Origin of the sequence: Thermomonas sp. HDW16, from assembly GCF_011302915.1 — a bacterium.
Taxonomy (GTDB): domain Bacteria; phylum Pseudomonadota; class Gammaproteobacteria; order Xanthomonadales; family Xanthomonadaceae; genus Thermomonas.
On sequence record NZ_CP049872.1, the window covers coordinates 1,892,628 to 1,905,375 of the forward strand.

Below are 12,748 nucleotides of genomic sequence, written 5' to 3' on the forward strand. Positions count from 1 at the left end.
CGATATTTCGCATAAAATTTCGACTTGTTCACCGCAACGCCAAAGGAGACGCATGGCTCGCAAGCCAACGCAAACCGCCGTTGTGGCCCGCACCCTGGACCACGAAACCATCGCCGCCGACATCGCCGAATTCCGCAAACGCGGCGGCCGCATCGAAGTACTCGGCAATAGTCCCTTGCGCAGCGTCGCCAGCTCGCCGTTCCGTTCGCAACCCGAACAGCGCAAACCGCCCACTCCCATCAAGCGGGCCGCATCGCGCTGAGCCACGATATCGCCCGACGGGTGGTGCCGGCATAGCCCGACTTGGCCTCGCGGTGGAGCCTTGCCTCCACCGCACCGGCATTGCCGGTCGACCGAACGCGACGATCCACTAGCAATGGCGAGCTCACGGCATTTGTTTGCCGAGCCGGACGTCACCCGCCTGCAACTGCACGATCAACTCGCCGGCTTGTTGCGCGCCAAGCCGGGCATCGCCCTGGCGGATTGAACACAGGCTCGCCAAACATACCGCTGGGATCATGTACGGTCGGGATCATGCAGGCAACGAGTACTCGGCCCACTGCACCCGGTTGCGGCCGGCGTCCTTGGCGGCGTACAGCGCGACATCCGCGATCTCGACGGCCTGCTCGTAAGGTACGTTGCGTGCGACAACAGCACCGATACTGACGGTCAGCGGTATCCGCTCGCCATCGTGATCCACCGGCGATTGTTCGGTGTACAGACGCAGGCGTTCGGCCAGCTCAGCCGCCTGCGCCTGTTCGAACCCTGGCAGGAACACCGCGAATTCCTCGCCGCCATACCGCGAGAACAACGCGGTGCGCGGCAAGCCGACGGAACGGATCTGCGCGGAAAAATGCTTGAGCGCCTGGTCCCCGGCGCCATGCCCCCAACGGTCGTTCACGCCCTTGAAGTCGTCCAGGTCGCACAGCATCAGCACGAACGGGGCCCCTTCCTTGTTGCAACGCGCGATTTGGCGACGCGCACGTCTGGTGAACACCGCCCGATTCGGCACGCCGGTAAGTGCATCGTGCTCCGCGGCGTGCCGAAGATCGTTGGTCATCTTCTCGGCCAGCATCGCCAGCAATCCGATCGCGAGCAACATGGTCGACAACGTGCCGAACAGGTAGTTGCTCGATATCACCCCGGCGGCGAAACCGGGCAGATCCGCGACCCCGTCCCTCGCCTCCAGCAACGCCTTCATCAGGTAGAACAGCAAGTCCGCAACGAACACCAATGCGGTCAGGATGCTGGACGCCTTCAATGCCTTGGGCGACCGTACCAACAGCCACCAGATGATCCACACATCCCAGACCAGGCTGTGCACGGCGAACACGGGTTCCTCGACGTGCCTGGCCGCCGATACCGTCAACATGAGCGTCAGTACGACCGCATACATCGCCACCAGCAGGAAGGGCCAGCGCGGACGGATCGGATGCTTGAAATGCGTGGCGATCCCGAGCAGGAAAAAGGCATTCGCGACGGAGACCAGCACATTGGCCAGCACCAGCAGCGGGCCGCCGTCCGGGGGCAGCCATTGGGCAAGCAGCTGACCGGCCGCCAACGCCCAGAACGCGATTGCCCACAGCACCAACGCCGGTGGACGCTTCATCAGAGCGCACAAGATGGTCATGTTGACCGCAAGCGCAGAACTGACCGCAACCGCCACCGTTGCAAGGGTTGGAACATCCAGTGTCATCTAGAACAGCCGCATGCCGTCCAATTGGGCCACCCGATTTGCGCACGAAAGCGGTAGCCGGTGCAACCCCAACCATGGTCGCAGCGAATCGCGCAGCGCCGGGGCTCTGATAGCCATCCGGATAGTCGGTCATTCAAGCGCTCGCACGCTCGCAGCCGATCACGCCTCAGGACTGAAAGACCGGTTCCAGCAAGCGGAACGAACCCGTATCGGCATCCAGCTCCACCTGGCCGCCCACCGGCACGATGAACTGCTCGCGGATGTGGCCGATCATCGCACCGCGGTAGGCTGGGATCTGTAGCGGCTTGATGTAATCGTCGAGGATCTGCTCAAGCGTGAGCGAACCGTATCCGTCGCCGGGCTTGCAATCGGTGCACTCGCCAAAGATGAAACCTGCGATCTTGTCCAGCGCCCCCATCAGCTTCAACGTGCTCAACATGCGGTCGATGCGGTACGGCGCTTCGCCCACGTCCTCCAGGAACAGGATCTTGCCGCCGAAATCCGGCAGAAACGGCGAACCGGCCAATGCAGCAAGCACGGTCAGGTTGCCACCCACCAGTTCGCCGCGTGCCTTGCCACCAGTGATGGTGATGGTGCGGTTGCGCCGTGGTACAAGCTCATCGCCGAGTTCGATCTTGTTGCGGTATTCCATCAACTCGCGCTTGAAGAACACGCGCTGGAACTGGTCGACATTGAACGCGTTCCAGCTGCCGGATCCGATCTGCCCGTGGAAGGTCACCAGACCGGTCTTCGCATGGATTGCGCTGTGCAAGGCGGTGATGTCGGAATAGCCCAGCAATGTCTTCGGATTCCGGCGGATCGTTTCGTAATCCAGCAATGGCAACAGGCGCGCGCCACCGGATCCGCCGCGAGTGCAGACGATGGCCTTGACCGTCTTGTCGGCGAACATCGTATTGAGATCGTCGGCGCGTTCGGCATCACTGCCAGCCAAGTATCCGCGCCGGCCGGCGAAGTGCGCACCGGTTTTGACCTCGAAGCCGAGCGCTTCCATCGCTTCGCGGGCCAATTGCAGGCTGAAACTGTCATCCGATGCCGATGAGGGACTCACCAACCCCACGCGATCGCCCTTGTCGAGGGCAACCGGCAACAGGCGCCTGCGTGGTGCCGCTTCCACGGTGCCCGCAACTCCGGCGAACGGCAGCAAGGATGCCGCCAACGCCGCATTGCCGATGAATTGCCGTCTGTTCATGCCGATGCAAACCATTCTGCATATGTCGAGCGGCCATCCTAACCGGCATCCAACGCGCTCGCGGCTTGCGCCACGCGGAAGCTTCCGGCCGGCGACCGCTATCGCCACGGCAGCGCGTTGACATGGACAGGCAGCGCCCCCGACTGCCTGCGAGGGAACGCCATGGCCAGGATCGAGCGACCGTTTTATCCGATCATCTACGTGCGCGGTTATGCGATGACCCGCGACGAGATCGTCCAGACCACATCGACCCCGTACATGGGTTTCGAAACCGGTTCGACCAAGATCCGCCAGGCGCAGGACGGGCGCATCGTCAAGTTCGTGTTCGAATCGCCGCTGGTTCGACTGATGAAGGATTACGACTATCGCGACACCTATGCATCCGGCGCGGAAAGCACAGGCAAGCTGTCGTCGCGCAGCATCGTGATCCACCGCTATTACGACGAGGCCGATCCCGCCTTCGGCAACGGCAAGGCACCCTCGATCCCAGATGCCGCCGCCGCGTTGGCTCAGCGCATTCTGGCCTTGCGCGACAGCGTTTGCGGCAACTCGGAGGCCGATCGAAAGGCCTTCCGCGTCTACCTGGTGGCGCATTCGATGGGCGGGCTGATCTGCCGTTGCCTGCTGCAGAACCCCGACATCGCAAGCGCGGACGTGCGCGCCATGGTCGACAAGGTGTTCACCTACGCCACGCCGCACAACGGCATCGAGCTGGGCGGGATCAACGTACCCAGCTTCCTGTCGATCAACGACATGAACAACTTCAACCGCAGCGTGATGGCCAAGTACCTGAAGGTCACCGCGTCCAAGGCGAACACCCTGGGCGATTCCGACTTCCCGCCCGAGCGGCTGTTCTGCCTGATCGGCACCAACAGTCGCGACTATGCCGTGGCCCACGGCCTGTCCTCGCTCGCGGTCGGGCAGATGAGCGATGGACTAGTCAGGATCGAGAACGCCTATGTCGCCGGCAGCCCGCGCGCCTTCGTCAACCGCAGCCATAGCGGCTTCTTCGGCATCGTCAATTCCGAGGAGGGTTACCAGAACCTGGTGCGTTTCCTGTTCGGCGACATCTGCGCCACCGGCCGCCTGGACATCAGTGCACTACCCTTCCCACCGGAAATCGAACGCGCGCGCGGCAAGGGAAAGAAGATCGCCTCGTCTTACTACATCGAAACCACGGTGGCCCCGCGCGGCGCCTACACCTATGACCTCACTTCACGCACCAAGCCGCAGGAAAGCGCAGTTCGACGCGAATACTCGGAGTTGTTCGACGCGGACGGCAGCCTGGCCAAGTCGGCGCGTTCGCCCACCCTGTTCTCGGTGTTCCTGGACAGTTCGAAGATCACCGCCGGCAGCGAAGTCGCCTTCTCGATCGACATCGCGGTGTCCAACGCCGGCTACGAAATCGATGGCGCGCTGTTCCTGAAACAACATATCCCCGGCGAATACCTGTTCCGCGACACCCTGGTGCTGTTCGCCAAGCGCGACGACGCAGGTGATTGGAGACTGCGCTACGTCTGGGCCGACGAGCACTGGGCCACCGGCTCCAAGAACGCCGCCGAACTCGCCCGCATCGGCCAGAAGTCGGTCGGCATCGCGCAACAGGATCCGCATGTCTTCGCGGTACCGCTGGAATCCAGCAAAGGCTTCCGCGCCGAATTGAACATCGCGCTGGCGCCGTGGGGATGATGCAGGCGGCCATCCCACATCCCAAGCAGTACCCCGCTAAAGCAATACCTCGATTCGGTTCCTGCCATTGCTTTTCGCGACATACAGCATTCGATCAACCGCCTCAACGAAACCACGCTCCAAATCATCCGTGCGTGCCACCACGGTGCCGACGCCGATGCTCGCGGTCACGTACTCGCTCGTCTGCGAGCCGCCATGCGGAATCCGCAACCCGGCAATGCCGCTGAGGCACGCCTCCGCCAAGCCGCGCGCCGCGCCCGTATCCGTCTCCGGCAGCAGCAAGATGAATTCCTCGCCGCCGAACCGCGCCACAACGTCACGCGGTCGCCTGGCCACGTCGCGCAGCACACCGGCAATGCGCTTCAGGCATTCATCACCAGCCACATGCCCATGCAGGTCGTTGTATTGCTTGAAGCTGTCGATATCCAGGATTGCCAGTGAAACCGGCTTGCCGCTGCGCCGCGAATCATCCCACTCGGTTTCCAGCCGCCGGTCGAACATGCGGCGGTTGGCGATGCCGGTCAGGCCATCGGTCAGCGACAACTGTTCCAGTTCCTTGTGCAGCCGCAGCAGCTCTTCCTCGTCCCGCTTGCGCTCGCTGATATCGAACATGAAGCCGATCAGGCTGTCGACTTCGCCCTGGTCGTTTCGCACGACATGCACCACGTCGCGAATCCAGACATAGCCTCCATCCTTGGTGAGCGCTCGATAGTCGGCCTCGTGATCCACGCCCGCCTGCGATTGCGCAACGCAGAAGTTCACCACGTATTCGCGGTCTTCCGGATGCATGCGCGAGGCCCAGTCATCCACGGTCAACCAACTGTCCTGCGGCCAGCCCAGCAGCGCCTCGATCTGCGGGCCGATATAGGCGAAGCGCATGCTTCCCCAGTCGAGCTTCCACGGGATCGCCTTGGTCGATTCCAGCAAGGTCTTGTAGACGCCGGCATTCGCCAGCACGTCTTTCACGTGCCCGGCCCCGAAGTCCGCTTCCAGCAAGGTTTCGCTCATGGAAGCAATGTTAGGGCGAAACGTCGGGTGGAATACGGGGTCGCCGTCGATTTTTCGGCTTCTGGTGCCTGAATCAGTGCAGGTCGGCGTCGCGCTTGCAGCATGCCTTGGACGCCCCTACACCGCGCCGAATCGGATCGAACCGCGGGCTCTGCACGCCGCCCTGAGCCGCAGCCCGGCGGCATACGCTTACACTTACGCACCCCCAACGAATCCAGACAATGGCCAAACCCAACTATTCCTTCGAGAAGCGCCAGCGCGAACTCGCCAAGAAAAAGAAACAAGACGAGAAAGAGGCCAAGAAGCAGGCCGAGCGCGAAGCCGCCAAGGCCAAGGCCGAATCGGATACACCCGCATCGGAATAAGCGCGGCACTCAATCCGCTTCAGCTGCGGCCTCCCGGCCCTGCTGGCGGATCAACGCTTCCTCGCGTGCATCATTGATCGCATGGCGCACGCCATCGAGGTCGACCGCCGATGCGTCATGCACGAAGACACCGGTCAGTTCCGTGTCCGGGCGCAGTTCACCTGCCTCGAACAGCGCCCACATTTCCTCGCCGAACCAGGTGTCCAGCAAGTCCGGCGCCCAGGCGCCCAGGCTGGCGGTGAGGTTGTTGACGTCGCGCAACAACATCGTCCGCGCGGCGTTGTTGCCGGCGGCGCTGACCACCTGCGGGAAATCGATGATCACCGGGCCATCCGGCGCGACCAGCACGTTGTATTCCGACAGGTCGCCGTGGATCAGGCCCACGCACAGCATCTTCACCACCTGGCGCACCAGGAAGCGGTGGAAACCGCGCGCCTGCTCCGGCGATAGCTCCACCTCGCCCAGCCGCGGTGCGGAATGGCCGTCCGCATCGACCACCAGCGCCATCACCAGCACACCGTGGAAATAGCCGAAAGGCTCCGGCACGCGCACGCCGGCATCGCGCAATTGGTACAGCGCGTCGACCTCGGCGTTCTTCCACTCCGCTTCCTGCTGCTTGCGCCCGTATTTGCTGGCCTTGCCGATCGCCCGCGCTTCGCGGCTGCCGCGCACCTTGCGCCCTTCCTGGTACTGCACGCGCTGCTGGAAGCTGCGCTGCGCCATGTCCTTGTAGACCTTGGCGCAACGGATCTCCTCGCCCGCGCGGACCACGTACACGGCTGCTTCCTTGCCGCTTTTCAGCGGTCGCATCACTTCGTCGATCACGCCGTCGTCGATGAGTGGTTGCAGGCCCGGGGGAGTTTTCATGGGGCGCTAGAGTGCCTGATCGTTACACTGCCTGTCCTGAATCCCGTGGTGCGAGTGCATGTCCGATCCGGTACGACTGGCGAAACGCGTGGCCGATCTCGCCCATTGCTCCCGCATCGAGGCCGAGCAGTACATCAAGGGCGGCTGGGTGTCCGTCGATGGGCGCGTGGTCGAAGACCCTGCTCACCCCGTATCGACCGAAACCGTTGCGGTTGATCCGGCTGCGCTGCTGGAAACCGTGGAGCCCGCGACCATCCTGCTGCACAAGCCGGTCGGCTACGACACGATCAGCGGCCGCATGGCGGCTGCGGGCCTGGTGCAACCTGAGACGCGCTGGGCCGAAGATCCATCCGGCATGCGCCTACTCGAACGCCATTTCCATCGCCTGACCCCGCTGGTGCCGCTGGATGCCGAAGCCAGCGGCCTGATGGTGCTGACCCAGGACGGCCGCGTGTGGCGCCGCCTGACCGAGGATGGCGACGAGATCGAACAGGAATTCGTGGTCGAAGTCAGCGGCGAGATCGCCCCGTACGGCCTGCGCAAACTCAATCACGGCCTGCACTACAACGGCCGCGCCCTGCCCCCATGCAAGGTCAGCTGGCAGAACGAGATCCGCCTGCGTTTCGCGCTGAAGGGAGTGCAAGGCGGGCAGTTGCGCGACATGTGCGCGCAGGTCGGGCTTGGTGTGGTGGCGATCCGCCGCCTGCGGATCGGCAAGGTCTCGCTGGCAAAGATGCCGGTGGGCGCGTGGCGGTATTTGCCGACGGGTGAACGGTTCTGAAGAAACGGTACGCATCGACGCGTCCAGGAGTCGCGAAATGACCAGCAAGAACACGATCTGCCTGTGGTACGACGGCACCGCGCTTGAAGCCGCGACGTTCTACGCCGGAATCTTCCCCGACAGCGCCGTGCATGCCGTGCATCGCGCGCCCGGCGACTTCCCCTCCGGCAAGCAGGGCGCTGTGCTCACCGTCGAGTTCAGCGTGCTGGGCATCCCCTGCCTTGGCTTGAACGGCGGATCGGCGTTCAAGCACAGCGAGGCATTCTCGTTCCAGGTGGCCACCGACGACCAGGCGGAAACCGACCGCTACTGGAACGCCATCGTCGACAATGGCGGTCAGGAAAGCGAGTGCGGCTGGTGCAAGGACAGGTGGGGGTTGTCGTGGCAGATCACCCCTCGCGTATTGACGGAAGCGTTCACCAGCCCTGACCGCGCGGTGGCCAAGCGAGCATTCGACGCGATGATGACCATGCGCAAGATCGATGTGGCGGTGATCGAAGCGGCGATGCGCGGCTGATGCGCCCCACCATCACCGCCTTCGAACGCTCACCCGATCTCGGCCGCGGGTTGGCGCGCGACATGCGCGTGCGCTGGGCGATGGAAGAAATCGGCCAGCCCTGTGATGTCCGGCTGGTGTCGTTCGAGCAGATGAAGCAACCCGCGCACCTCGCGCTGCATCCGTTCGGCCAGATTCCGACTTACGAGGAAGACAATCTCGCCCTGTTCGAATCGGGGGCCATCATCCTGCACCTGGCACAGAAACATCCGGGGTTGCTGCCAGTGGATGCCGATGCGCGCGCACGCGCCATCGCCTGGATGTTCGCCGCGCTCAACACGATGGAACCGCCAATCGTCGAATACGGCATGAGCAAGGTCGTGGAACGCGGGCAACCCTGGTTCGAGGCACGACAGCCGATGCTGGAGGATCGCGTGCGCACCCGACTGGGCCAACTATCCGCCCGCTTGGGCACTGCCGACTGGCTCGACGGCGACTTCAGTGCCGGCGACCTGCTGATGGTGACGGTGCTGCGTCGATTGCCTGGCTCCGGTCTGGTGGAAGAACACCCGAATCTCGCTGCGTATGTCACCCGTGCCGAGGCACGGCCCGCCTACCAGCGGGCGTTCGCGGCGCAGTTGGCCGTGTTCAACCGCGCAGCAGGATGACCGGCAGCGCCACCAGGCCCAACAGACAGACAATGGCAAATACCGTCAGCAAGACGCGGATGGGCTCCGCACGCAGCTGCATCCAGAACGTCTCCGCTGTGCCGTCGCGCACCGCAGCGGCGTATTCGGCACGGGCGCGCATGCCTCGCTGGTCCTGGTAATCGGCCATCAGCCGCTTGGCTTCGGCCATCGCCGCGTCTTCCTTTACCCAGATCCCGCCGACCGAGATATTCCACGGCCCCGGCTTGGTCTCGTAGTACGCAACCCCGTTTGCATCGAGCAACGCCCGCACATCGTTGGCCTCGTCGTCGGGCACATGGCGCAGGTTGAGCAGGAGTTTCGGCATGGCGTGATGATAGCGCGCGGGTCGTGGACAATTGGCAGGCGACCCCCATCAGGACAGACATGCGCACCTTCGTACTCAGGGCACGGGCGGCACCCACCGACAGCCAGAAACTGCTGGCGGGCGTCGGCAAGGAAGCCCACACCGAGATCCTTGCGCATACGCTGATGAATGCGATGTTCGTGGCGCAGTCGCACCGCGCGAATGTCGTCGTGTATCTGGTACTGGAAAGCACCCAGGACTATTCGCGCACGATCCGTTTCGAACCCGAGGCCATGCACGACATCGGCGGCTTCAACGAGGCCGCCCTGCTCGGCAAGATCGTTCACGCACTGGATGCGTCGAGAGGCATGGGCAAGGAAGAAACGCGGCCGGTGGAATCGGGCGTGAGCGTGCGCACGGTGGCCTTCGAACGGCTGGTGCAGGAGCTGGCCGAAGACCACCAGTTGTTCGTGATGGATCGCAAAGGCACGCCAATCCGCGAGCAGTCCTTCGAGGGCAATCCCTGTTTCCTGCTGACCGACCACATCCCGATGCCGAAGAAGAGTTTCAACAGCCTTGAACGGCTGGGCGCGAAGAAACTCGCACTGGGATCGAAGATGCTGTTCGCTTCCCAATGCGTGGTATTGATCCATTACGAACTGGACCAGCGGTAACGCCGCCCGCCCGGGCTGCAGCGACCGACAACAGGCATCGGCAGCCGGAAACAGCAGGGAATCGACATTCACCCGCATGGGTCATCGCACATGGATGAGGGCCATCGGCCTCCCAAGACATCGACGCCTGCCGGCAACACAGCGACCTGAATCCGACCTTCGGCCTGTCGTCCGGAAATGTATAGTTTCCGCGTCTACGGTGGGTACGGTGCCCGTCCACGAATCACGGAGAGATGTCATGGGTCTTGTTCAAGCGGTGGTGGGTGCGGTTGGCGGCATGCTGGGCGACCAGTGGAAGGATTTCTACACCGTGCCGGCGGGCCTGCCGTCGACGGCAGCGCTGTTCGCCGCGGTACCGCAGGGCACCAATGCCGGGCGCGGTTCGAACACCCACGGCTCCTCCAACATCATCAGCAACGGCTCGAAGATCGTAGTCCCGGAGGGCTACGGCCTGCTGCTGTTCCAGGACGGCAAGATCACCGGCTTCGCCGCCGAGCCGGGCGGCTACGAATGGCGTTCTGACGACATCAATTCGAAGTCGATCTTCGCCGGCGATGGCCTGGTGTCTTCGCTGATCACCCAGAGTTGGGAGCGCTTCAAGTTCGGCGGCCAGCCGGGTTCACAGCAGGCGGCGTTCTTCGTCTCGCTGAAGGAACTGCCGGACAACCGTTTCGGCACGCAATCGGAAATCTACTGGGACGACGGCTTCCTCAACACCCAGGTCGGCGCGGTGACGCGCGGCTCGTACACGCTGAAGATCGTCGACCCGATCCTGTTCGTGAAGAACTTCGTGCCGGCCAGCTACCTGCAGCCCGGCCAGGTGTTCGATTTCACCGACCTCGACAACGCCGCCGCCGCCCAACTGTTCAATGAAGTGGTGGGTTCGCTGGCGCCGGCCTTCAGCCTGTATACCAACGACCCGAGCAAGGGCAATCGCATCACCAAGCTGCAGCAGGATTCGCTTGGTTTCGCCAAGAGCCTGTCGGATGCAGTGGAGAATGGCTACCAGTGGAAGTCGGACCGTGGCCTGGCCATCGTCAAGACCGCCATCGTCTCGATCGAATACGACGCCAACACCCGCGAGCTGCTGAAGACAGTGCAGCGCGCCGATGCGCTGTCCGGCGCGCGCGGCAATTCCAACCTGCAGGCCAGCGTGGCGCAGGGCATCCAGTCGGCCGGCGAAAACGGCGGCGCGGCGGGCCTGATGGGCGTGGGCATGGCCACCGGCATGATGGGCATCGGCGGCCTGCAGCAACCGGCGGCACCAGCTGCAGCGGCGGCGGATGACCCGGTCGCCAAGCTGAAGAAGGCCAAGGAGATGCTCGACCTCGGCCTGATCACCCAGCAAGACTACGACGCGCTCAAGGCCAAGGCGCTGGGCCTGTAAGCCGCGAGCCACGCGACCACCATGTCCAACACCACCAACCCGCCACCGGTGCCGCCAAGCGGCCCCGGGTCGCCGCAGGACGTACCGCCGTTGCCCGGGAGTTTCCCGATCGACCCGGCCACCCTGCCCCCACCGATCCGCGACGAATTGCTGGCGCCCGATCCTGCCGCCATCGATACCTCCGCCGAAGAGCTCAAGGACGGTGCCAACCGTTGCCCGAAGTGCGGTGCCACCGACATCAAGCAGCGCCCCGGCACCGACCTCTTGATCTGCCTGTACTGCCGCAACGAATGGCACGGGCAACGGGTCGAGGAAGAATTCGGCTTCGGCGAGGGTCTCGACCAGCTCGAGGGCACCGTTATTGCCTCCGGCGCGCGCGACATCGACGCTGATACCACCAGCCTGATGAGCTTCAAGTGCACCGGCTGCGGTGCCGAGGTCACGGTCAATACCGAGAACGCGATGACTGCGCGCTGCCATTGGTGCCGGCACGTGTTCGGCGTCAACGAGCAGGTGGCGAACGGCGCGGTGCCCGACGCGGTATTGCCCTTCCACATCAAGAAGGATGATGCCGTCGCGCGCATCCGCCAGTTCGTGGACAAACGGCGGCTGTTCGCGCTGAAGGCATTCAAGGAACAGTTCACGCCGGAGAACGTGGTCGGCGTGTACCTGCCGTACATGATCGTCGATGCCAGGGTGGCCGCCGATGTCGCCGGCCACGGCGAAATCGAGACCCGTCGCTACACGCGCGGCGAAGGCGACAAGAAGAAGACCTACTACGACGCGGACGTGTACCAGGTACGGCGACATGTGGACTTCACCGTTGACGACTTGACGCTGGAATCCTCCAACGAACGCGGCAAGCTGGACGCGCGCACCAACACCAACAACATCATCAACACGATCCTGCCGTTCGATACCAAGAACGCGGTGAAGTGGAACGCGTCCTACCTGTCCGGCTACAGCTCGGAAAAGCGCGACCTGGACGTGGAACAGCTGCGTCCGCGGCTGGAAGACCAGTTGCTGTCGATCTCGCGCGCCCAGGTCGAAGCCTCGGTGGGCCGCTACGACCGCGGCGTGCGCTGGGAACAGGAACGCCTCGACGTGCATGGCACGCGCTGGGTCGCCATGTACTTGCCGGTCTGGCTGTATTCGTACCACCAGTCCGGCAGCGACGGCGGCATGCTGCACTACATCGCGGTCAACGGCCGCACCGGCGAGACCATGGGCAGCGTGCCAGTGCAGCAGTGGAAGCTGCTCACTGCGGCAATCACCGTCGGCACCTTCCTTGAAGGCATTGCACTCATGATCATCGGGAGCCAATGATGAGCGACGACGGTGGACTCGCCCTGCTTCTGCTCGGTCCGGCCGGTGCCGGCGGCCTGTACTGGATGCTCTATCGCTACTACCGCAACACCGACAAGTCGCACGCCTTCGAACGCGAAACCACCGTCGATGCCAAGCCGGTGACCGGCGACGACAGGAAGGTCGATGAAGTGAAGGGCACGCGGGAGACGCGGATCGACGGCGACAACGTGGGCGAGTACCGGCGGCGCGTGCAGCGGCTGCAGGGCGACTAGCG

General features: G+C 63.7%; 15 protein-coding genes. 10 read left to right on the forward strand and 5 right to left on the reverse strand.

The window, feature by feature from the left end:
• The first annotated feature begins 52 nt into the window (after positions 1 to 52).
• Positions 53 to 262, forward strand: a complete 210-nt coding sequence (locus G7079_RS08805; RefSeq protein WP_166056949.1) for a hypothetical protein — start codon at positions 53 to 55, stop codon at positions 260 to 262.
• A 270-nt stretch (positions 263 to 532) separates the two neighbouring features.
• On the opposite strand, the gene G7079_RS08810 is transcribed toward G7079_RS08805, so the two are convergent.
• A complete protein-coding gene (locus G7079_RS08810) occupies positions 533 to 1,609 on the reverse strand; it encodes a GGDEF domain-containing protein (RefSeq protein WP_166056950.1) in 1,077 nt (358 codons plus the stop codon).
• Between the two features lie 253 nt (positions 1,610 to 1,862).
• On the reverse strand, positions 1,863 to 2,906 hold the full coding sequence (locus tag G7079_RS08815; RefSeq protein WP_206203197.1) for an LD-carboxypeptidase: 1,044 nt from the start codon (positions 2,904 to 2,906) through the stop codon (positions 1,863 to 1,865).
• 162 nt (positions 2,907 to 3,068) lie between these two features.
• Between G7079_RS08815 and G7079_RS08820 the strand changes: the two genes are divergently transcribed.
• Positions 3,069 to 4,595 carry a hypothetical protein gene (locus tag G7079_RS08820; protein WP_166056952.1) on the forward strand — a complete coding sequence of 509 codons (1,527 nt, stop codon included), beginning with the start codon at positions 3,069 to 3,071 and terminating at the stop codon, positions 4,593 to 4,595.
• A 36-nt stretch (positions 4,596 to 4,631) separates the two neighbouring features.
• Here the strand turns inward: G7079_RS08820 and G7079_RS08825 are convergent, their stop codons facing one another.
• Entirely contained in the window at positions 4,632 to 5,603 is a 972-nt protein-coding gene (locus G7079_RS08825) for a sensor domain-containing diguanylate cyclase (protein ID WP_166056953.1), read from the reverse strand.
• A 221-nt stretch (positions 5,604 to 5,824) separates the two neighbouring features.
• Between G7079_RS08825 and G7079_RS08830 the strand changes: the two genes are divergently transcribed.
• Positions 5,825 to 5,968: a hypothetical protein gene (locus G7079_RS08830; RefSeq protein WP_166056954.1), complete on the forward strand. Its 144-nt coding sequence runs from the start codon at positions 5,825 to 5,827 to the stop codon at positions 5,966 to 5,968.
• A gap of 9 nt (positions 5,969 to 5,977) precedes the next feature.
• Here the strand turns inward: G7079_RS08830 and G7079_RS08835 are convergent, their stop codons facing one another.
• Entirely contained in the window at positions 5,978 to 6,835 is an 858-nt protein-coding gene (locus tag G7079_RS08835; protein ID WP_166056955.1) for a PA4780 family RIO1-like protein kinase, read from the reverse strand.
• A 58-nt stretch (positions 6,836 to 6,893) separates the two neighbouring features.
• On the opposite strand from G7079_RS08835, the gene G7079_RS08840 reads away from it, so the two are divergent.
• Genes G7079_RS08840 through G7079_RS08850 form a run of 3 tightly spaced genes read left to right on the forward strand, consistent with a single transcriptional unit; the run spans position 6,894 to position 8,780 of the window.
• Positions 6,894 to 7,616 carry an rRNA pseudouridine synthase gene (locus G7079_RS08840; protein WP_166056956.1) on the forward strand — a complete coding sequence of 241 codons (723 nt, stop codon included), beginning with the start codon at positions 6,894 to 6,896 and terminating at the stop codon, positions 7,614 to 7,616.
• A gap of 37 nt (positions 7,617 to 7,653) precedes the next feature.
• A complete protein-coding gene (locus G7079_RS08845) occupies positions 7,654 to 8,133 on the forward strand; it encodes a VOC family protein (RefSeq protein WP_166056957.1) in 480 nt (159 codons plus the stop codon).
• Positions 8,133 to 8,780: a glutathione S-transferase family protein gene (locus G7079_RS08850; RefSeq protein ID WP_166056958.1), complete on the forward strand. Its 648-nt coding sequence runs from the start codon at positions 8,133 to 8,135 to the stop codon at positions 8,778 to 8,780. The genes G7079_RS08845 and G7079_RS08850 overlap by 1 nt, the downstream gene beginning before the upstream one ends.
• On the opposite strand, the gene G7079_RS08855 is transcribed toward G7079_RS08850, so the two are convergent.
• Complete coding sequence (locus G7079_RS08855; protein ID WP_166056959.1) at positions 8,761 to 9,126, reverse strand: DUF6164 family protein; 366 nt, start codon at positions 9,124 to 9,126, stop codon at positions 8,761 to 8,763. The two genes, G7079_RS08850 and G7079_RS08855, sit on opposite strands and share 20 nt — an antisense overlap.
• Positions 9,127 to 9,185: 59 nt before the next feature.
• On the opposite strand from G7079_RS08855, the gene trmY reads away from it, so the two are divergent.
• The 4 genes from trmY to G7079_RS08875 all read left to right on the forward strand — a co-directional run bounded on the left by trmY (position 9,186) and on the right by G7079_RS08875 (position 12,746).
• Complete coding sequence (gene trmY / locus G7079_RS08860) at positions 9,186 to 9,779, forward strand: tRNA (pseudouridine(54)-N(1))-methyltransferase TrmY (RefSeq protein ID WP_166056960.1); 594 nt, start codon at positions 9,186 to 9,188, stop codon at positions 9,777 to 9,779.
• Between the two features lie 238 nt (positions 9,780 to 10,017).
• Positions 10,018 to 11,166: an SPFH domain-containing protein gene (locus G7079_RS08865; protein WP_166056961.1), complete on the forward strand. Its 1,149-nt coding sequence runs from the start codon at positions 10,018 to 10,020 to the stop codon at positions 11,164 to 11,166.
• A 21-nt stretch (positions 11,167 to 11,187) separates the two neighbouring features.
• The gene (locus G7079_RS08870) at positions 11,188 to 12,492 is read left to right on the forward strand and encodes a TFIIB-type zinc ribbon-containing protein (RefSeq protein ID WP_166056962.1); all 1,305 of its coding nucleotides are present in this window, start codon (positions 11,188 to 11,190) and stop codon (positions 12,490 to 12,492) included.
• Positions 12,492 to 12,746: a hypothetical protein gene (locus G7079_RS08875; protein WP_166056963.1), complete on the forward strand. Its 255-nt coding sequence runs from the start codon at positions 12,492 to 12,494 to the stop codon at positions 12,744 to 12,746. Before G7079_RS08870 ends, G7079_RS08875 begins: the two co-directional genes overlap by 1 nt.
• Positions 12,747 to 12,748 lie beyond the last annotated feature (2 nt).